Origin of the sequence: Huintestinicola butyrica, assembly GCF_025567215.1 — a bacterium.
Lineage (GTDB): Bacteria > Bacillota > Clostridia > Oscillospirales > Ruminococcaceae > Huintestinicola > Huintestinicola butyrica.
Genome location: NZ_JAOQKB010000004.1, coordinates 232,953 through 251,901, shown reverse-complemented (window position 1 = coordinate 251,901; position 18,949 = coordinate 232,953). Strand labels below are relative to the sequence as shown.

The 18,949-nt window shown below is 44.6% G+C and carries 30 protein-coding genes; 21 read left to right on the top strand and 9 right to left on the bottom strand.

The genetic code is table 11. The features are described from left to right. Positions 1-99 precede the first annotated feature (99 nt). Positions 100-738: an HD domain-containing protein gene (locus OCV68_RS06825; protein ID WP_262571685.1), complete on the bottom strand. Its 639-nt coding sequence runs from the start codon at positions 736-738 to the stop codon at positions 100-102. Positions 739-801: 63 nt separating this feature from the next. After that, the gene (locus OCV68_RS06820; RefSeq protein WP_262571683.1) at positions 802-2,001 is read right to left on the bottom strand and encodes an acetate/propionate family kinase; all 1,200 of its coding nucleotides are present in this window, start codon (positions 1,999-2,001) and stop codon (positions 802-804) included. 348 nt (positions 2,002-2,349) lie between these two features. Here OCV68_RS06820 and OCV68_RS06815 point away from each other — a divergent pair, with 348 nt between their 5' ends. Next, positions 2,350-2,667, top strand: coding sequence for a hypothetical protein (locus OCV68_RS06815; protein WP_262571681.1), 318 nt, complete (start codon positions 2,350-2,352; stop codon positions 2,665-2,667). Between the two features lie 59 nt (positions 2,668-2,726). On the opposite strand, the gene OCV68_RS06810 is transcribed toward OCV68_RS06815, so the two are convergent. Continuing rightward, entirely contained in the window at positions 2,727-3,347 is a 621-nt protein-coding gene (locus tag OCV68_RS06810; protein ID WP_262571679.1) for an alkaline phosphatase family protein, read from the bottom strand. Between the two features lie 203 nt (positions 3,348-3,550). Here OCV68_RS06810 and OCV68_RS06805 point away from each other — a divergent pair, with 203 nt between their 5' ends. Both OCV68_RS06805 and OCV68_RS06800 read left to right on the top strand, forming a co-directional pair. Next, positions 3,551-5,440 (top strand): substrate-binding and GGDEF domain-containing protein, encoded by a 1,890-nt coding sequence (locus OCV68_RS06805; protein ID WP_262571677.1) that lies wholly within the window; start codon positions 3,551-3,553, stop codon positions 5,438-5,440. Between the two features lie 421 nt (positions 5,441-5,861). Next, positions 5,862-6,239, top strand: coding sequence for a hypothetical protein (locus tag OCV68_RS06800; protein ID WP_262571675.1), 378 nt, complete (start codon positions 5,862-5,864; stop codon positions 6,237-6,239). 12 nt (positions 6,240-6,251) lie between these two features. Here OCV68_RS06800 and OCV68_RS06795 read toward each other — a convergent pair whose 3' ends face one another. Continuing rightward, positions 6,252-7,466: a tyrosine-type recombinase/integrase gene (locus OCV68_RS06795; protein ID WP_262571673.1), complete on the bottom strand. Its 1,215-nt coding sequence runs from the start codon at positions 7,464-7,466 to the stop codon at positions 6,252-6,254. A gap of 185 nt (positions 7,467-7,651) precedes the next feature. Here OCV68_RS06795 and OCV68_RS06790 point away from each other — a divergent pair, with 185 nt between their 5' ends. Together OCV68_RS06790 and OCV68_RS06785 are read left to right on the top strand one after the other, a co-directional pair. Next, the gene (locus tag OCV68_RS06790) at positions 7,652-7,828 is read left to right on the top strand and encodes a type II toxin-antitoxin system HicA family toxin (RefSeq protein ID WP_262571671.1); all 177 of its coding nucleotides are present in this window, start codon (positions 7,652-7,654) and stop codon (positions 7,826-7,828) included. A 38-nt stretch (positions 7,829-7,866) separates the two neighbouring features. Next, on the top strand, positions 7,867-8,250 hold the full coding sequence (locus OCV68_RS06785; protein ID WP_262571669.1) for a type II toxin-antitoxin system HicB family antitoxin: 384 nt from the start codon (positions 7,867-7,869) through the stop codon (positions 8,248-8,250). 40 nt (positions 8,251-8,290) lie between these two features. Here OCV68_RS06785 and OCV68_RS06780 read toward each other — a convergent pair whose 3' ends face one another. Genes OCV68_RS06780 through OCV68_RS14740 form a run of 4 tightly spaced genes read right to left on the bottom strand, consistent with a single transcriptional unit; the run spans position 8,291 to position 10,987 of the window. Continuing rightward, positions 8,291-8,992 (bottom strand): hypothetical protein, encoded by a 702-nt coding sequence (locus OCV68_RS06780; RefSeq protein ID WP_262571667.1) that lies wholly within the window; start codon positions 8,990-8,992, stop codon positions 8,291-8,293. Positions 8,993-8,996: 4 nt separating this feature from the next. Further along, positions 8,997-10,208 carry an exonuclease domain-containing protein gene (locus OCV68_RS06775; RefSeq protein WP_262571665.1) on the bottom strand — a complete coding sequence of 404 codons (1,212 nt, stop codon included), beginning with the start codon at positions 10,206-10,208 and terminating at the stop codon, positions 8,997-8,999. 20 nt (positions 10,209-10,228) lie between these two features. Then, positions 10,229-10,639, bottom strand: a complete 411-nt coding sequence (locus OCV68_RS06770) for an ImmA/IrrE family metallo-endopeptidase (RefSeq protein WP_262571663.1) — start codon at positions 10,637-10,639, stop codon at positions 10,229-10,231. Positions 10,640-10,642: 3 nt separating this feature from the next. Next, entirely contained in the window at positions 10,643-10,987 is a 345-nt protein-coding gene (locus OCV68_RS14740) for a helix-turn-helix domain-containing protein (RefSeq protein ID WP_394803498.1), read from the bottom strand. 263 nt (positions 10,988-11,250) lie between these two features. Between OCV68_RS14740 and OCV68_RS06760 the strand changes: the two genes are divergently transcribed. From OCV68_RS06760 to OCV68_RS06750, 3 genes are all read left to right on the top strand, one after another. Then, a complete protein-coding gene (locus tag OCV68_RS06760) occupies positions 11,251-11,439 on the top strand; it encodes a hypothetical protein (RefSeq protein WP_147623228.1) in 189 nt (62 codons plus the stop codon). Between the two features lie 73 nt (positions 11,440-11,512). After that, positions 11,513-11,731, top strand: coding sequence for a hypothetical protein (locus OCV68_RS06755; protein WP_262571658.1), 219 nt, complete (start codon positions 11,513-11,515; stop codon positions 11,729-11,731). A 20-nt stretch (positions 11,732-11,751) separates the two neighbouring features. Further along, the gene (locus tag OCV68_RS06750) at positions 11,752-11,937 is read left to right on the top strand and encodes a hypothetical protein (RefSeq protein WP_262571656.1); all 186 of its coding nucleotides are present in this window, start codon (positions 11,752-11,754) and stop codon (positions 11,935-11,937) included. Positions 11,938-11,979: 42 nt separating this feature from the next. On the opposite strand, the gene OCV68_RS06745 is transcribed toward OCV68_RS06750, so the two are convergent. Next, positions 11,980-12,183 (bottom strand): hypothetical protein, encoded by a 204-nt coding sequence (locus OCV68_RS06745; RefSeq protein WP_262571654.1) that lies wholly within the window; start codon positions 12,181-12,183, stop codon positions 11,980-11,982. A gap of 265 nt (positions 12,184-12,448) precedes the next feature. Here OCV68_RS06745 and OCV68_RS06740 point away from each other — a divergent pair, with 265 nt between their 5' ends. The 13 genes from OCV68_RS06740 (at position 12,449) to OCV68_RS06680 (ending at position 18,944) form a co-directional block, all read left to right on the top strand. Then, on the top strand, positions 12,449-12,619 hold the full coding sequence (locus OCV68_RS06740; protein ID WP_262571652.1) for a hypothetical protein: 171 nt from the start codon (positions 12,449-12,451) through the stop codon (positions 12,617-12,619). 309 nt (positions 12,620-12,928) lie between these two features. After that, a complete protein-coding gene (locus OCV68_RS06735) occupies positions 12,929-13,126 on the top strand; it encodes a hypothetical protein (RefSeq protein ID WP_262571650.1) in 198 nt (65 codons plus the stop codon). A 4-nt stretch (positions 13,127-13,130) separates the two neighbouring features. Further along, positions 13,131-13,307 carry a hypothetical protein gene (locus OCV68_RS06730; protein WP_262571649.1) on the top strand — a complete coding sequence of 59 codons (177 nt, stop codon included), beginning with the start codon at positions 13,131-13,133 and terminating at the stop codon, positions 13,305-13,307. A gap of 19 nt (positions 13,308-13,326) precedes the next feature. Continuing rightward, on the top strand, positions 13,327-13,554 hold the full coding sequence (locus OCV68_RS06725; protein WP_262571647.1) for a helix-turn-helix domain-containing protein: 228 nt from the start codon (positions 13,327-13,329) through the stop codon (positions 13,552-13,554). Further along, on the top strand, positions 13,551-14,024 hold the full coding sequence (locus OCV68_RS06720; protein ID WP_262571645.1) for a hypothetical protein: 474 nt from the start codon (positions 13,551-13,553) through the stop codon (positions 14,022-14,024). Before OCV68_RS06725 ends, OCV68_RS06720 begins: the two co-directional genes overlap by 4 nt. After that, the gene (locus OCV68_RS06715; RefSeq protein WP_262571643.1) at positions 14,002-14,211 is read left to right on the top strand and encodes a hypothetical protein; all 210 of its coding nucleotides are present in this window, start codon (positions 14,002-14,004) and stop codon (positions 14,209-14,211) included. Before OCV68_RS06720 ends, OCV68_RS06715 begins: the two co-directional genes overlap by 23 nt. Continuing rightward, positions 14,195-14,554, top strand: coding sequence for a hypothetical protein (locus OCV68_RS06710; RefSeq protein ID WP_262571641.1), 360 nt, complete (start codon positions 14,195-14,197; stop codon positions 14,552-14,554). The genes OCV68_RS06715 and OCV68_RS06710 overlap by 17 nt, the downstream gene beginning before the upstream one ends. Then, complete coding sequence (locus OCV68_RS06705; protein ID WP_262571639.1) at positions 14,551-14,781, top strand: hypothetical protein; 231 nt, start codon at positions 14,551-14,553, stop codon at positions 14,779-14,781. The genes OCV68_RS06710 and OCV68_RS06705 overlap by 4 nt, the downstream gene beginning before the upstream one ends. After that, positions 14,762-15,421 carry a VRR-NUC domain-containing protein gene (locus tag OCV68_RS06700; protein ID WP_262571637.1) on the top strand — a complete coding sequence of 220 codons (660 nt, stop codon included), beginning with the start codon at positions 14,762-14,764 and terminating at the stop codon, positions 15,419-15,421. The genes OCV68_RS06705 and OCV68_RS06700 overlap by 20 nt, the downstream gene beginning before the upstream one ends. Continuing rightward, positions 15,414-15,791: a hypothetical protein gene (locus OCV68_RS06695; RefSeq protein ID WP_262571635.1), complete on the top strand. Its 378-nt coding sequence runs from the start codon at positions 15,414-15,416 to the stop codon at positions 15,789-15,791. Before OCV68_RS06700 ends, OCV68_RS06695 begins: the two co-directional genes overlap by 8 nt. 68 nt (positions 15,792-15,859) lie before the next feature. Then, positions 15,860-16,258: a hypothetical protein gene (locus OCV68_RS06690; RefSeq protein WP_262571633.1), complete on the top strand. Its 399-nt coding sequence runs from the start codon at positions 15,860-15,862 to the stop codon at positions 16,256-16,258. Positions 16,259-16,267: 9 nt separating this feature from the next. Continuing rightward, positions 16,268-17,950 carry a PcfJ domain-containing protein gene (locus OCV68_RS06685; RefSeq protein WP_262571631.1) on the top strand — a complete coding sequence of 561 codons (1,683 nt, stop codon included), beginning with the start codon at positions 16,268-16,270 and terminating at the stop codon, positions 17,948-17,950. Further along, positions 17,916-18,944 (top strand): hypothetical protein, encoded by a 1,029-nt coding sequence (locus tag OCV68_RS06680; protein WP_262571629.1) that lies wholly within the window; start codon positions 17,916-17,918, stop codon positions 18,942-18,944. Before OCV68_RS06685 ends, OCV68_RS06680 begins: the two co-directional genes overlap by 35 nt. Positions 18,945-18,949: the final 5 nt, after the last annotated feature.

Sequence of the window (18,949 nt, the reverse complement as noted above, 5' to 3'; positions counted from 1 at the left end):
TCGTCCGAGAAAACGTCTCAATTTCCTTACTCCCTTTGAGGTGCTCAAAAAATTTTTTCTCTGATTTTGTTGCACTTGACTTGACAATCTATCAGTATATTATTTCAGCAGACCCTTGTTATGTACATCATCAAAAAGAGCGTCCATATGCTCCCAAAGCTTTTCGGAGCCGCCCTTTATGCACTTTCCACGCTCCTTGACCTGCTCATAGCTTACGTTATGCTCACGCCAGCTTATGCCGTCCTTGAGATAGTTCAGCAGCATGGGCTGCATACGGTCAACGGAGGAGGCAAAGCGTGCTTCCGGTGTGCTGCCCGCTTCAAATTCTTCCCACAGGGTGCGGTATTCGTCACGCTGCTCATTTGGAAGCAGACCGAACAGACGGTCGGCGGCCCTTGTTTCACGGTCACGCTTGGTCTCATAGCCCTTGTCGTCAAAGAAATATGTGTCGCCTGCGTCTATCTCCACAATGTCGTGGATAAGAACGGTTTTCACAGCTTTAAGCACGTCTATAGGCTCGTTTGCGTACTCGGCAAGCATTATCACGAACAGGGCAAGATGAAATGAATGCTCCGCATCGTTCTCACGGCGTTTGTACTTCTGCTCCTCGCCCTCAAACTCACGCATTGAAGCACCTCGGCTCTCGTTGCTTATGATATATGTCTGCCTGTAAAGGCTTTTCATCTTATCGGCTTCGATAAGAAAATCCAGCTGCTTTTTAAGTCTTTCGCTATCCATTTTTGTCTCCTTTTAAAACAAAAGCCGACAGATACTGTCGGCTTTTCGTATTTTAAGCTTTTATTACTTGGAGATAAGTGCCAGAGTATCTCTTGCAATGAGAAGCTCCTCATTGGTGGGAACTACCCAAACCTCTACCTTGGAATCGGGAGCGGAGATCTTGCAGAGCTTGCCCTTGATCTCGTCGTTCTTAGCGTTGTCAAGCTTGATTCCGAAGAAGTCCATATCTGCGCAAACGTCTCTTCTTACCTCGGGAGCGTTCTCACCGATACCGCCTGTGAAGATGATAGCGTCAAGACCGTTCATAGCAGCAGCAAATCCGCCGATGTACTTCTTGATCTCGTAGCGGAGCATATCGCCTGCCAGCTGAGCTCTCTTATCGCCCTTAGCTGCGGCAGCGGCAATGTCTCTGTTATCGCTGGAGATACCGGAAATGCCGAGGAAGCCGGACTTCTTGTTGAGGTAATCGCTCATCTGGTCAGCGGTGAGACCAAGCTTCTTCTGAACGAACTCAACAGCGGAGGGGTCAACGGAGCCGCTTCTTGTGCCCATGAGAACGCCGTCAAGAGGAGTGAAGCCCATAGTGGTATCAATGGACTTGCCGCCCTGAACTGCTGTGATGGAGGAACCGTTGCCAAGGTGGCAGGAAACTATTTTAAGATCCTTCAGGTCCTTGCCCATAGCCTCAGCAAGAGCTGCTGTTACGAAGCGATGGGAAGTACCGTGGAAGCCGTACTTTCTTACGTGGAGCTTTTCATAGCACTCGTAGGGGAGACCGAACATATAAGCCTTTTCGGGCATTGTCTGGTGGAATGCTGTATCGAATACAACTACCTGAGGACAGTCTGCGGGGATTACCTTCTTGCAGGCTCTCAGAGCAAGTGCGTGGGGGTGGTTGTGAACGGGAGCCAGCTCTGCCAGACCGTCGATCTTGTCGATTACCTCATCGGTAACGAGAGTTGTCTCGCTGAATACCTCAGCGCCCTGCACGATTCTGTGGCCTACTGCCTTGATCTCGCTCATGGAGTCGATGACCTTGCCATCGCCGGAGGTAAGGACCTCGACCAGCTTTTCAAAAGCCTCTGTATGTGTGGGGAAGCTGCAGTCCTCGTCAACCTTTCTGCCGTCAGCAGTCTTGTGGGAGATGTGACCGTCGATACCGATTCTGTCACAGTTGCCCTTTGCAAGAACGCTTTCGTCGTCCATGTTCAGGAGCTGGTATTTAAGAGAGGAGCTGCCTGCGTTAACTACTAAAACTAACATAATAACACCTTACCTATATCAATTTTTACATCTAACGATGATACCGATAATATTTTAGCACCATTTGTGCCAAAAATCAAGAGGCAAAAGCCACAATTCGGCAGATTTTGTGTTAATTATTATAGTATCTGCGTAAAATATGCCTGAAAACCGGTTCGAAATTTGGGCTGGCTTATGACGTACTATAAATATTCTCCAAATATCTGTCCTGTGAAATGTGTGAATTTGGAGAAAATTTGAATTATACTATTGTAATTCATAATTAAGTGTGTTATAATAATGTCACAGGGAAGTTTTCATCAGTCAAAACTTCGTATAACTTTGTGAAAAAATAAGGAGCTGATATTTATGAAGGGTGCATTCGGTGTTGCTCTGCTTACTATGATCGCTGCCGCTGCAGGTGCTGCTGCCGCTGTTTACGCCGTTAAGAAGCGTGAGGAGCTGGAACAGTATGACTACAGCTTTGATGATGATGACGAGATCTATTTCGGCGATGATGACGGCTGTGACTGCCGCTCATGCTCCGAAAAGGACGACTGCGATGACGCTGACGATGTAAGCAGCGACGTTGAGGAGCTTGAGGCTCTTGACGGTGCTGATGATTCGGACGTTGCAGCTGCTTCCGAAGCTGCTGACGATACCGCTGAAGAAAAGACCGAGGAATAATTTTTCGGATTTGCAGACAATGAAACAGCTGCCGTACTTTGTGTGCGGCAGCTGTTTTTTTATTCTTCCGTATCGGCCATGCTTATTTCCACTTCGTTGAGGGTGAAGCCCACATCTTCGAGTGTCTTGATGTAATCCTGTGCGGAACGGGGGTCGCCGTTTGTGATTGACACCGCTGCCCTGTTGTTGGGAACATCAATGAAAACTTCCTTTACGCCGAAATCCGGGTCAAGGACTTCCTTTGCCTTTTCACCGATGGCGGTAAGCTCATTCATTGAGTGAGCTACTGTCTGGTAGCGGACGCAGGTGTATTCAGACAGCAGGCTTGTGTAATACTCCGACGGCTCCTTTTCGGTGATGGCAACAAAAAGATTCTTGCCGTAGCTGTAAACTCCGCCGTAATCATCGGGATAAACTGTCTTGCCTGTGGATTGGAAGGACATGGTAAGGCGGGTGTAGGCGTTCTGGGGAGTGTCCTCAAATTCAAGCTGGGGCATTGTTGTCGTCTGCTCGGTGACTTCCTCCGTGACTGTGGCAGCTTCCGATGTCTGCACGGTATCGGAGGTGCCAAGGGTAACGGTTACTTCCTGGGAAACCGCACCTTCGGAAGTGCCGAGAGTATTATTGCCGCAGGAAGCCAGCAGCAGTGCCGCCATTACGGGCGGCAGTAATTTTTTCATATGCACGTATATCATTCCTTGGTTAATATCTTTTGGTATGATAATAATAGCATTTTATAATGTGGTTGTCAATATTAAAGTATGTCATGGCGCACAAAAATGTTTTGCGATGATATTGCAATTTTGGGAAAACTATTGAAATTTTCGCTGGCTTGTGTTAAAATATAAAATGATATAACCATATCCGAAAGGTTTGATGTAAGATGTTCAAAGGGCGGAAAATAATTGCGTTATGTCTTACCAGACTTAGCAATGATGAAACCACTGCCAAAGTGGCTGAACTTAATAAGGCTCTTGTTGCCAAGGATTATCGGCTTTTTGTATATAACGCCTGCACTGATTTTTATCGCAACAACAGGTTCGAAAACGCTGAGAAAAAGGTCTATTCCCTGATAGATTATAATATTGCAGATGCTGTGGTGATATTCAGCGAGGCTTTCAGGGACACTTCCATCGTCGATGAACTGCGTATGGGCGCTGAGGCTCACAATGTGCCTGTTTTTATTCTGGGCAACAGGTCAGAGAAATGCACCAGCTTTATTTTCGACTATGAGGCGGGCTTTGAACAGGCAGTGCGCCATATCATCGAATATCACGGCATAACCGATACGGCGATGATAGCGGGACTTAAAGGTGAGGAACATTCCGAGCAGCGTATTGCGGTATATAAAAAGGTGCTTGCAGAAAATGGTCTGCCCTTTAATGACAATATGCTGAGCTACGGCGATTATTGGTCAGGCCCTGCGCAGAAGGCTGTTGAGGATATGGTCGCCGAGAACCGTGTGCCCAAGGCTATAATCTGCGCCAATGATATGATGGCGATAACTGCCTGTGCGGTATTGAACCGGCATGGATATAAAGTTCCTGATGATGTGGCTGTGGTGGGCTTTGACGGCACTGAAGAAGCAAAACAATGCATTCCGCCCATAACCACCTGCAGGTGCAGCTATTCCGACACGGCAAAAGCCATTGCCGACGCTCTTGAAAAGGTGTTTGCAGGCGGGAAAGTTCTTCATGATAACTATGTGGATTTTGTTCTTGATGTATATAATTCCTGCGGCTGCGATCCTGACCGCCCTCCTTATAATGTGGGCAACACTCTTAAAACTGTTCGGGAAAGATTTTGCAAGTATCAGGACGACAATGCTCTTCTGTGCGAACTGGCACAGGAAATAGTTACGGGAGACAGTGCAGACTGCATTGTGGAAGATCTCAAGGGATATAATTTCTACAACATCTGTATTATGGTAAATCAGAGCTTCTGGAATGAGGCACTTAATCCACTGGAGGAAAAATGGAACGGCTTTGACGATGAGATGTGCATTCTCTATAAATCAGATGATGATTCAAAAAAATATCCCATGAACATCATGCGCAAAGATGTTCTTATTGACATCGACTATGTTATGACCCTTAAAAATCCTGTTGTGTTCAATGTGATCAGCTCATATGGCATTCCTATGGGATATATGTGCGTACATTTCACGGCTGATGTTAACGGCTACTGCATGATACCCCAGTATGTGTATGCTCTCAACAACGCTCTCAGCGGATACCGAAATGCCATGCACCTGAAATACACGGCAAAGAGCATTGAAAAGATATCCGAAAACGATTATCTTACAGGAATTTACAACAGAAACGGCTTCTATAAGCAGCTTTCGTGGCTCCAGAGGAAGAATGCGGGCAGGAATTTTACCGTTGCCTCCATTGACCTTGACGGACTTAAAAACATCAACGACCATTACGGCCATGACGAGGGCGACTTTGCCATAAGCTCCGTGGCAGATGCTATACGCAGTATCCCTATTGAAAATAAGATATGCGGACGCTTCGGCGGCGATGAGTTTGTGGTATGCGCCGTTACTGCCGCTGCCGATAATGTCGGCGATGGAGCGGAGGGCATTATAAGGCGGCACGTTGAGAACTTCCTTGCCTGTCTTAACAAGGATCATGTAAAACCTTACCCCATAACTGCCAGCATAGGAATGTGCAGCACACGCATTGATTTTGATTTCGATGCCATGCTGAAGCAGTCCGATGAAAGAATGTATGCTGAGAAGAGCCTGAAACCAAACAGGCGCAGAAACTGAGTATAATAGTATCAAAATCCCCGTTCAGGTGTATATTTGGACGGGGATCATTGTATCTGAACTTGATTTAATGCTTTGAGCAGTATCGGGCATAAAGGTTCAAATATCATATCTGTCAAATTATATTTGTATAATTCATACTAATCTTTAATCGTTCTATAGACAAAGCCGACAGATGAAATAAGACCAATCTGGGAAAGCGACTGCAGGCGGGCTTGTCGCCCGGCAAGGGAGCTTGACGAAGAATGGGCTTATTTCAGCCGAGAAGTTGTCTATAGGTTGATTGAGGATTAGTATCACATAAATTTCAGGATAATACTTGATTTTGGGAAATTGATGTGTTGATCTTAACTTGTTGCTTTTGAGAATGGTACAAATTTGATATGTTGATATCTGAATTAAAAACGATGGGGTGTCACAAATGGCGAAAAGTAAGATAACTTCCGAAATGCTGGGCGGGGCGATAAAAACAACGTCTGCACCGTCACGCAGGAGCAGGACGGATATTGCATTCATTGCAGTGCGGGTACTGCTGGTGGCGGATATCATATTGACCTTTGTGCTCTCCGTAAATCCTGCACGCATAAGCTCAATGATAAACCGTAACCTTTCTCTTTTTACCTGCGGTATTTCCTTAAGTGAAATGTCAACGATAAAACAGCTCATAAATATAAAAGAGGCTGCCGCAGCGTTTGCTGCAACAGCCTCTTTTATTGGTCGAGGTGACGGGACTCGAACCCACGGCCTCTTCGTCCCGAACGAATTTGCATATAGCTTATTTTTTCCCTTAATAGCGTGAATAGTTGACACATCAATTACACTTTTGACACCCATCTGACACCCATAGCCTATTATAATAATCATTCAGCTTGTCCATCTGCTCTTCTTTATGCTCGGCGTTCAAATGAGTATATATTTCCATTGTTGTTGTAATATCTGCGTGTCCTGCCTGTTCCTTGGCAGTCATAACATCAACGCCTGCAAGGTACATATTTGTAATAAATGTATGTCTCAGCCAATGTGCTGTTATCTGCGGAATGACCATCGGAATTTTTTCAGGCGCATTCAGGCTTTGGGGTTTCTTAAATTCCTTAAGACTGCCCTTGCTGTCAGTTATCAATATGCCGTCAAAGTCTCCAAATCTGAAATTCAATTCTTTAAGATAACTGTTCCACAGTTTACGCCAGGAGCTGCCAGACATAAGACTGCCTTTTGTGTTCGGACAGACAAGCATTGTCTTTGCTTTGCTCCGCTGATCCCTAAGGTATTCTGCAAGTATAGGCGGAATATTCACAGTGCGCATACCTGACTTAGTTTTTGTGCACGGCTTTATTCTGGGAATATCCTTTTCCATTGCCACTGCTTTGTTTACGGTGATCGTGCGCTTGGGGATATTGATATCGGTCCAGTTCAGAGCAAGAAGCTCACCACGTCGGAGACCTGCAAACAGCATTATCATTGCAGCCGTATGTGCCCGATGATTTGTCGGGGCAATTATCCACTTTTGTTCTTCCTCAGTCAATGCTCTTCGTGGTTCCTTATCCTCATCGTGAATATATTCAGGGGGCAGTTCGATGCCCTGAACAGGGTTAAAGTCCATTACACGATTTACAATAGCATATTGGCAAATCTGAGACATTACCGACTTATATTCTTTTAATGTCTTATGCGCTGCTCCATCGGCGGTATATTTATCAATGATATCCTGACAGTCAGATACAGACAGTTCCGAAATTGGAATATTGCTGATATCGTCCATCTTTTTTACCCTAATTGCATATGTCTGATATCTTCCCTCGGAAATCTTTCCTTTTTTCTTGCGTAACCAGCGTTCAGCCCATTCGCCAAAGGTGTCCCGTTCTGCCGAAACATCAATGCCCTTGCCGATTTTCAGCTTGACCTCCTGTACCTTGCGGTCAAGCTCACGCTGTGTGTCAGCATATACGTATTTATATTTGCCGTCTCCGAGATAGACTTTTGACTGCAATCGTCCGTCGGAGCGCTTAGTGTTCTTGGCTCGTGCCATTTTTAACCCTCCTTTTGCAGTTGACTGCAATGCCGTCACCCACCGAAAAATACAGAGGGAGCGGCTCGGTTTCTTATCGGGTGTTTTCCCGAAAAAAACTTTGATTTTTCAAAACTTTTTTCCGAAAAGCACTTGACAAATACGTGCATACGTGTTATAATATATAATGTAAGGAGGACATAATAATGAAAGATAAAGACCTTCTGAAACTGCTGATGCAGAACGGTTGGAAGCTTGACAGAGTAAAAGGAAGTCATCACGTTCTTAAAAAGGACGGCATGACAGAGGTTATACCAATTCATGGTCAGGACGTTCCGACAGGACTGTTAAACGCAATACTAAAGAGGACGGGGCTGAAATAAGCCCCTCACTCCTCAAATATATACAAGGAGCTGTTTATATGAAAATGATTTATCCCGCAGTGTTCCATTTTGAAGATAACGCATACTGGGTTGAGTTTCCAGATCTTCCAGGTTGCCAGTCATTTGGTTCTTCTCTCACAGAAACACTTGACAACGCAAGGGAAGCATTGGAGGCATATGCAATATCCTTGATTGAAAACAAGGAAGAAATGCCAGCACCAAGCGAAATATCAAAGCTTTCTATCGAAAATGGTTGCTTTGCTTCGCTTGTTGATATTGACCTCTCAGCATATTTTAAGAGGGCAAAGGCTGTTAAAAAGACCTTGACAATTCCTGAATGGCTAAACGATGCAGCCATTGAAAAAGGCATCAACTTCTCGCAGACCCTGCAGGATGCTCTTATGGTTAAAATCTCTCAGTAAATATGATTTTCCCCCGTTCCGTATGGTTCGGGGGATTTTTTTATCCATTATTCTTGTTCTTCCCGTAAAAAATCCTGCCAGCCTCAAGGTTCTTGCGATACTGGCAGCAGCGGGCGTAAAAGTTGTTTGAGTGCAGACATTTCAGCGCATCGGAGCAAGCAATATATTTGCTGCAGCAGCCGAATTTGTCGGAAGGTTGATAATTCTTTAATGTAAAGTCAATTAACTCTGTAAGATATGGAATAAGCGTAGTGCTGTTTACATCAAATTTATGGCATAAAAGCTTTCTGGTAAACTTTTCACCCGTTTTCTTATCTTTTGTTGATACATTGTATATTCTTTCAACTGCATCTTCAGGTTTTTTTATGCAGTCCTTGCGCTGATAAAGGTATTCAACTTCTATTCGGCTTGATTTAGAATTGTTTATGCGAGTAAGCTTGAAACATCTGTCGCTTTTAACTTCTTTGAATTCAGCTTCAAGCATCAAGGGCTCCAATATCCAAACGCTGTAGCTTTTATTTTGCGAAGAGTCATTCTCTAATTCATTTTTTACAGTTTCATCACTGTTGTTATCTTGTACTTGCTTTTTTGACTTTTTATGTTCGTTCAAGCCGTAAATTTTTATGTATTTTTTGTCGATATCTTGTTTTTTACACACTTCTTCAATAATATGGTCAAGTGTGTCAATTATATTTTCTGACAATGTTTCGCCGTCATTCATATCAAAAGTGAGCTGATCCATGATATTACTCCTTTTCAGTGATGAAGTTACTCTCTTCAATTATTGCTATTTTACCGCCGTTGTTATTGTATTCTTCTGCCTTTATTCGTTTAGCGCCTTTTTCATCTTTCCAGTCATCACTTCCATGCGCGCCGATTATAAGATAATCCAACTTTTTTATAACATTTGCCTTGATTATGGCACCATTTGCAATGAGGGTGTTTTCAAGAGCCGCACGCTCTCCGCATTTAAAATTTCCTGTAAGGCAAACGGTTTTACCCGATACATCATACGAGAAAGACACATTTAAGCTGTTTGAATTCATTGAAATAAGTGCTTCGGAGTAAGTGATGAAATCACTTTCGGACAGAACACGCACATTGGTTCGGATTGCAATGCTGTCTATCAAATCATCAGCTATGCGATTTGCATATTTTTTGTGCATATCTGTTCCAAGTATCAGATAGTCGGCAGAATAGCAAAAATAGTCAATATACTCTGCGCCCAAAGCGTTAAGAAAGCTCTTGATTTTATCTGTATCTATTTTTTTGAAAGCTCCATACACTATACAGCTTTTCCCGTAAAACGGATTTTGCGCTAATGGGGTACTTTTTACTTCTGCATATTGGTTCTGAGATTTATCAGACTTTATTAAAACGGTACGTGAGCTATTCAGGTCAATCAATGGCTTCAAAGCCTGATATAAGCAGTTGGTAGTGTAGCAGTCATTTTCAGCTCTGTGAGCTTCAACAACGTTTATCCCCAAATAATCTGCCATAGTTTCAAGACGATGGTTCTCCAGTTCAGGGAGACATCTTTTGGAAAGATGAAAAGTATCAATATATGTATTGGTAAAAGGAGTGCCTTTTAATTCCATATGAAGATCGTAGATGATATTATAATCGAATGAATCTATATTGTGTCCGATTAAAATATCGTTTCCGATAAAGTCGAGAAATTTATCAAACTCTTCTTTGATGGTTGGTGCGTTTTTTACCATTTCATCTGTTATATGATTAGTCTTTGTAGCTTCACTCGGAATGTGCATTTCAGGATTTATCAAAGTTGAATACACATCTGTTACAGTGTTGTTTCTTACTTTTAAAGCTGATATTTCAATGATTTTACAACGTGCAGGATTGAATCCTGTTGTTTCAAGGTCGAATACAGTATAATTGTCTTCGGCAGTAAATATTTTTGCGCCTTTGGAGCGATTTGAGTAGCTGTTTCTTGACATCAGTATCACCTCATTGTTCATTATATAATTTGTTTATCAAAATACACCCACATAGCAAACTTAACCATATCCTCGGTAATGCCGAAATACTCAGCAAGCTGCCATATCTCTGTATTTCCGTTTTTCATTGCTGTAACCATCTCGTCCTTCGGGGCGAGTTTTTTTATTGCCCATTTATTGGCCCGATATTCCATACGTTCCCGAAGCTCAAGGCTGTGTTCGGTATAAAACGACATGGTCTCGCAGTGCCCCAGTTCGTGGGCAAGCACAGTCAGTAAATCTGCAACACCTGCAATCTGATCGTGATCTATTATTACTGTGCAGTCTCCGCAGTCATTGATAGCCATTGAAGGGCATTTTTGAAGAGGAGCGTCGATCATAAGAATATCATCGGCTTCTGCAAGCTCACAGAGCTCAACATAACTTGTCATTTATCAATCTTCTTTCTTCTTGTCTTCTTCCCTCATTCTGCGGGCTATCTGGGCGTATTTGCGGACATCGTTCAGAACCTCTTCATCTACATCGGCGGTGCCAAACAGAGCAAAGGAAAGCTTCTCGTTGTCACTTTGCTCTTCTTTTTGGTTTTCATTTCCTACAAGATAATCAACAGATACGCCAAGGAAATCGGCTATCTTAGGAAGATGTTTCATATATGAATTGTTATTACCGTTTTTCCAGTTGGTAAACGCATTTTTGCTTAGCCCAAGAAAGTCAGTAAGGTCTTTTTGTTTTAGACCTTTATTGTCCAATAATTCAATTATTTTGTGCAAAGTACACATTTTCGTTACCTCCAAATTGTACAGCAATACAAAAGTGTATAAACTCGTGACTTTTGTATTGACAGTAACGATTTTATGTGCTATTATGTGTTTGTGAGGAAAACATAACACATAAGCAATAAGAAGTACAGGTAAATTTAATTGCAGTTAAGTTTACCAAGCACACACTATATTTGTTTCGCTAACAATATAGTAACGCTTTTATTTACTTTTGTCAAGCTTTCCGAACAAAAATAATTTAATATTTACATTTTTGCAAAGAGGTGATAATTATTTACAAGCTTTTTATCGCCGAGGTCAAGAAGCAGCTATCTATACGTGGCTGGAAGTACGCTGACCTCTCAAAAGCCACGGGCTACACTGTAGGAACAATAGAGGCGTTTATGTGCGGCGCACGTGAAAGTGAGCGCATGGCAAACTGCATCGCCCAGGTGCTGGGAATAGAGAGATGATGTCTATTTTCAGTATAGCACCGCATTTGGGTGAAAATTAGGACAGATAAATATGAGAAGGAGGGGAGCGGAAATGAAGAGACTCTTAAGGCTGTACAGAGCTATTGAAAGAATAGAGGAACTCGGCGGAAAAGCTTGCTGGATATTCGGCGAGTTATGTGAAATCGGCAAAAGGCTTCGCAATGTCGAACATGATATCGAAAGAATTATGGCGGCATTAGAAAAAGCCGACATTAAAGTCGGCTCTGGTAAAGGCTCTTATTGGGAACACTGGGATAAAACACAGCGATGAAAATAAAGGAGATGAAATCAATGGCAATAGCAAATCTTAAAGTAAAGATAGACAGTGAAGGAATGCTTGCAAAGGTGCAGGAGATCAATGAGAAGGCGCAGGAGCTTGACAGGCTTATAAAAGAGCTGAGGAGCATGAGCGGCGAATTTGTTTCCTGCGACAGCGACGACCTTATCAAGGTATCGGAAGAGGAAACAGAAAAGTAAAGCCCCCGCAGGGCACACCACGGGAGCGGAAGCTAAGACAAACTATTTGTTGTAGAAATAGTTGTCAAGGGCAGTGCCTATATCAAGCAGAGCTAAGCTGATGCTGTGCATAGCATTATACAGTTCGCCGTGAGTTACAGGGTCGTCTGAATCACGCCTTGCAATTTGATCAGTGCTTTCGGCAAATGTATTATGAATAGCTTCGAGTGCTTTGAGAAGCTCCTGTTCGTTGGTAGGCTTGGTCATGTTATCACCCCCTTTCCATAAGAGGGTCTGAGCCTGCGGCAATGTGCCTTGAACGCAAGCTCATTGAAAACATCATACCGCAGTAAGCGGCAGATGTCAAGGCAAAAGCAAAGCCCCCGCAGGGCACACCACGGGAGCGGATAACCGTTTAATCGGCAAAGCCATAAGCAGTGTTTTTAGAGGGGACACTGCCACAGGCAGCAGAGCGGTAAATATCTTTTCTTATAGCATCGTTAGTTGGCATTCGGAAGCGTGATAGGTCCTCGTGCATATTCTCGATGCGTTCAGAGATACGCCAATCAGATTCACAGCGATCAACGGTATCAAAGTCAAAAAAGAAAAAGAAGAAAGCAAACACCCCCTTTCCGTAAGAGGGTCTGAGCCTGCGGCAATGTGCCTTGAACGCAAGCTCATTGAAAACATCATACCGCAGTAAGCGGCAGATGTCAAGGCAAAAACAAAGCCCCCGCAGGGCACACCACGGGAGCGGATAAGCGTTAAATGTCCGGTGTTGCCGCATTCAGCACAGCTTTTTGGATTTGTAGATGTGTTGAACGAGGAATAGACATTCTTTCTTCATGCAGGGTTTCAATTCGCATGAGAATATCGCTATCAAAAAAGAAGAAAGCAAACACCCCCTTTCCGTAAGAGGGTCTGAACTACAGAAAATGTGCCTTTTCGGTAATTCATTAGTCAAATTATACATCTTGGGCAACTGAGATGTCAACAGCAAGGAGGAAATCAAATGAGCAGACGCAAGCATACATCGGGGACCCAGAATAAGCGCACCTGCCTTTCTGCCGTCGAGCAGATGCAGCAGGAGCGCAAAGCCTTAAAAGCGGCCAGAAAGAAGTTTCCCAATGACCCACAGAAGGCAAGGGTCGAGGCGCAGCTGATAATGCTGGGAGCAATGGGCCGCAGCGGACACACATTCGGGAGGTAAGACAATGTATAAGGTAATTGATACATACGACGGATTTGACGATGTCGTAGGAGTATTTGACACCGAGGAAGAAGCGAGAGAAGCTGCGGAGGAGCACGCTGAGGACACTGACGGCGAGTGCCAGGTAATCATTTACAGGTTTGTTTCGCCTGTTAAGGGCTTCGAGGTCGTAACGCACTAATACGTAAGGAGGGCTAAGCATGAACATGAATATGAACAAGAAAAAGGCAAGGCCGTATATCTACAGCTGGGACGAGGTTCCGCTGTTTGTGGATATCCCGTTTTGCAGTAAGCTGTTAGGCATATGCTGTGAGACTATCCGCCAGAAGTGCGCAAATGGCAAGATACGTGCGTTAAAAACGGACGCAGGCTGGAGAATATCCAAGGAGACCCTTATGGAATTTTACGAGAAGGGCGGGGTAATATGAAGGCCAACAGCGAAAAGGCATTTAGGGAAAAGAACTGGCGGACTATTTTCGAGACAATGGAAGATAACCTGCTGACCGTTCTGGACGTTCTTCACGAGGAATACGGCTTCGGCGAGAAGCGGCTTATGCAGTTCCTGCTTTCGGTACAGAATAAGGCGGCAAAGTATAACGAAATGCTGGACGATGGCGTTATTGACGATAAAACAGGCGGTCAGCGAGAGAAATATGCTGCACAGCTGCATGAGATAATCAAGACCCGTGCCAAATATCAGCTTCCGCCGTCAGTGGTGGATATATTTAATCAGTCTGCGCCTACAGCGGCGGAGCTCGACCGCTCGGAGCGTCAGAAGCGCAAAAACAAACAGGTGTCAGTGACCAAGGCGGCAGAGCTGCAGAACAGCTTGCAGACGGCCAGGGCATGGGCAATGAGTAAGGACGGTGCAGGACATGGGCAGGAAAGCAAAATATGAACCGATGGCCGCATCAAAGAAGAAAAAGCCGCCCAAGGCCCCAAGCATCGAGGCGGTAAGCCGCCGTGCAGATGAGCTGGGCATGACGTATGGGCTGTACGTCCAATCACCCCAGTACATTATTGATACGGCGGACGACGGGTGTTTCAACAGGAAAAGAGGTAAGAAAAATGCTGACAAAGCGTGAGCTGGCGGTGCTCCTGCTCCTTACACAATGCCGAAAGGTGCTTATCATCATGCCGACGGATAAACAGGCAAAGAATATGCAGGAATTTCTCAGGGCACAGATAAGGGCTGAGTATCCTACATTTTGCAACAGCTACACAGTGACCGGTATGGTAGTACATATCCGTGGTCACGAAAACGTGACAGTTGCGACCCCGGAGGACTGGCGGACATATAACAAATGCGTATTCAACGGCATTGTGCTTGTCGATGATGATATGTCTCCCGATAACTATGCACCGCTTCCATATATCACTGAAAGTCCTGAGAAGCTTCACAAGTATCTGGGGGAGCGGATTATATGATAAATCCACAGAAATTCGGGGATATCCTTTTCATCAACCCTGCAAACGATATCTTTATGGTCACACGTGACGGAGAGATCTTATTGCAGACGGATAATCCCCGAGCGGCAGTAGTATTTTTGGCAGGTCTGTTCGAGACAAAGATAATAAATCATTTCAAGCCCTTACTGGAAGCAGAAGGGTACGATGAAAAAGGGGAGAGGGTTAATGACAACGGACGAGTATAAAAAGATAGTCTCCGCATCGGTAAGTGAGGAAGCGGAGCAGGCACATATGATGGCATGGTGTGCATGGGCTCAGAACACATATCCTCAGCTTGACCTTGCCGTACACGTTCCCAACGAGGGAAAGCGCTCGGCGGCGGCAGGATATAAGTTAAAGCAGGCGGGTATGCGTGCAGGATTTCCCGATTTCTTTCTGCCCGTGCCGATAATCGACACAGACGGCAGACTGATATACAGCGGGCTGGCGATAGAACTCAAAAAGACAGGCGGACGGCCCACGGACAAGCAGATAGAATGGTTGGAAAAGCTGGAAGGCACAAGACACGCCGTAGCGATATGCTGGGGAGCGGAAGCGGCAATAGAACTTATCGGTGCATACTGCCGCAAGGATATTGACAACATCAGACGCAGCACCCATTCGGCGGAGCAGTTAGAGGCAATACGCCCTAAAAAGCGTGCGCCCAAGGTCAGCAAGATAAACTTTAAGCGGCTATCGTATTTTGCAGTCGGCTGCACACAGACAGCCATTACAGCACTGGATATCCTGATAAACGGTACAGTTACAGGACGCTCACTGGTTATCGTTCTTGCACTATCGGTAGCGGCGCTGTTTACGATGGTTCGGGAGGTCGGACGTGGATAATCTTCAGATATTCAGCGGGCCTAAATCAGCAAAATACGGATATCAGCTTAACCCATATAACACCATGATAGGCGCACTGTACGAGTATCATATAGCTGTCAAAAAAATAAAACGCCCGATGTCAGACACCGAGCGCAGGGAATGGGAAGCTATGGTATGGAAGTATTTTGATAAATGTATGTTCAGCTGTTCACGCTGTCATCTTCCGGAATACCCGAAGTTCCCCAGAGATAAAAGCAGGCTGGATAAAATGGTCACAGGCAGGCTGTACGAACAGCTGTTCGATATCATTAACTACAGAATGCGGCTGTCAAGAGCTATTGCCGAGATATACGATAAAAAAACTCCCACAGGCGGCCAAAACACCTGAGGGAGCGGAAAAATAAAATGTTTATGGTCTGAGTATAGCACATATTCAGAAGAAAGTCAAGGTGTAATATGAGTTACGAAATTTTCAGCGGTAAGGCGTTGGAAAAGCTTGGTGAAAAAATCAAATCATCGAGCAGCAAAATAAACATCATGAAGGACCCGGTATGCGAGGCACTTAAGTCGTTTTGCAGGCAGTCTGAGGAATTTGCACAGGCTGTAGTACAGGGCGGAAGCTTCGAGGAGTGCATGAAGGCGGTCGAAAAGGGAGCAGGCTCGGCACTGTCTGATCTTGATGCCTACAAAAAGGCTGTAAAATTCTATTTTCCTACAGCAACGATATCCTTTTCCATGACTATAAACACTGAAGGCAATAATGATCTTTCGGAAGCTTCCTCGGGAACCTCCGCAGAAAAATCGGAAGAAAAGTCAAGTGTGAATATGTCACTTGATGACCTTCTCGGGCTGTGAGGTGAGAATATGAAAAAGGATAATGCCAAATTGGCGGAGCTCTGGCGGCAATTTCCCTGTCTGCTAAGCAGGGAAGCCGAGGACCAGATCGTATATGATGCGCTGCCGCAATTCCTGTTCTACCAAAAGAAGCGTGGCAAAGCATGGTGCTATTGCACTGCCTGCCGCCGCAGCGATGTGTTCCAAAAAGATGTGTATGCTGACGGAATACGGATAGGCGGCAGTGATGTTCCGGAACGCCTTAAACACAATGATGTCGGCACCTGCCCGATGTGCGGTCATAAAGTTACATACAAATGCGAGGGCAGAGGACATAAGTGCCTTAGGGCGTGGGGAAATTATGCTGTATTCACTGCAAAAGACAATGTACTGTATATAAATGCCGTAAAAGTCATAGTATCATGGTCGCACATTGAAGAACCGTATATCGACTATGAGTACCACAGGCGATATATATTTTCCGAATACGGTTCGGAGGAAATGCGCTGGACATGGCAGAGTGGGGGCTTCACGGCGATGAAAGCAATAAACGAGCCTGTATTCGGAATGTACAATATGGGCATAGACAGCATGGAATATACCCATTCATACACCTGCATCAACGATGATGCAATAGGTGACACATTCCTCAGATACGTGCCATATTACGATTATTGTCAATCGGCGGACGATATTCACCCGGTAAAATTTATTGAACTATGTGCGAAAAATCCCGCACTATGCGAGCAGCTGTGGAAATGTGGATTTTCAAAGGTAGTAACAGATATGGCAGTCGGTAAATCCGTCTTTTCCAAAATGATAAATTGGAAATGCACAGAGATAAAAAAGGCGCTGGGCTTTGATGCCAAGGAAATGAAAGAATTTCATGACAATGGCTGTTACTATTCCCTTCGGCAGATATACGGATATATGCTGCTGAAAAAAATAAAAGGCATAAACAGCTTCGATGAGTGCATGAACATTCTCAAAGCCGACGGAATAAGTCTTATTGAAGAAGAGATCAAGCTTTCCCGTCAAATGAGGGCGTCGTTTGTAAAGGTCAGAAACTATATCTATAAGCACTGTAAATCTGACAGATACGGAGGGGCGCTGGAATGGAGCGACTGCAACAGAATGATGGATACGCTCGGATATCCCAAGGAAAGCGTTCTGAGATTTCCCAAAAGTCTTAGAAAGCTGCATGACCGTCTCGTAAACGAGACCAATGCGGCGGAAGAACGTATAAGAAAGGCTCAGGACGTCCCCAATGACCTTAAAATCAAGGCACAGGAGGAAGAGCTGTCAAAGCTCATCTACAGCAATCTGCTGTATGAAATAGTATTGCCTAAGGATATGCAGGATATCAGAGATGAGGGCAAAGTCCTTGACCATTGTGTGGCATCATACGCCGAGCGCCATGCCAGAGGTGCTACACACATATTTTTTATTCGTAAGCGCTGGAACCCTGAGGAACGGTGGTACACCATCGAGGTATCGGCGGAAGGATATATACGGCAGTGTTACGGATACAAGGATAACAGAACGGTCAAGAAGCCAGACAGCATCAAGCAGTTTGAAAAAGAGTATCGGCTGTTCCTGGATCATGTATTCAATAGGCTGAGCGACAAGGAATATGAAAAAGAGGCAATGAAGCTTGCCGATAACGGAGGTAACGAAAATGGAAGAAACAACAATAATCAGCTCACAGCATAATGAGTGCCTGGACTGGAGTCTTGAGCAGATAGACCAGTCCATTGTAGCACATTCATATGATATGGCACGCTCTATACTGGAGATCGGCAAGGCTCTCAAGGCCATTGAAGACGGGAAAAAGTACACCGAAAAAGGATATTCCAGCTTTAAAGAATATATGGAAGACGCATCGGCGCATACATTTGAGTTTAAATATACTCAGGCACGGAAGCATATCAGGGTGTACGAACGATTTGGCGGTCGTCTTGACAAGCTTAATTGTGCCAAAATTGAGGTACTCGACGTTCTCAGAGATATCCCGGAAGAGGATTTTGAAAAGCTCAACGACAGTGGAGAACTTAATGCTATGAGCAAAAGGGAGGCCGAGGAGCTGAAAGCCAAGCTTGAAGCAGCCAATGAGCAGATATGTCTATTGACTGCCGAAAATGATAAGATAGCTGTCGAAAAAGAAAAAATTACAGCCGACTGCAATAGCTTCAAGGCTGAACGTGATGAATACTACGAGCAAATGAAGGGACTTGAAAGCCGACCTGTGGAAACAGTCATTGCAGAGCCTTCCGAGGAACTTCTGAGGTCAATCCGAGAAGAGGCTGCCAAGGAAGCCGAAAAGAACATGGTATCTGCAAAGTCTGAATATGAGAAAGCAATTAAGGAGCTTAAGAAAGAAAAGAAAGCGGCTGAAAGCAGGGTCAAGGAGATAGAAGAAGCTCATAAAAAGGAGCTTGATGATATGTCCGCATCGTTGGGAGCGGACAAGGCAGCCACTGATGAACGAATAAAAGAGCTTGAACGCAAATTGCAGTCAGCCGAAAAGCCTGCCGATTCGGAGCTTATCGAGTTCAAATTCTATTTTGCCGAGACACAGGACAACCTCAAAAAGTTCCTTAATGCACTCGACAAAGTATCGGATCCCGAGAAGAAAGAAAAATTCAAGGGAGCGGCTATTAAGTTTGTAGAAGCCATTCTCGGTGATCTGAAGAAGGAAAGCTTATAAAGGAG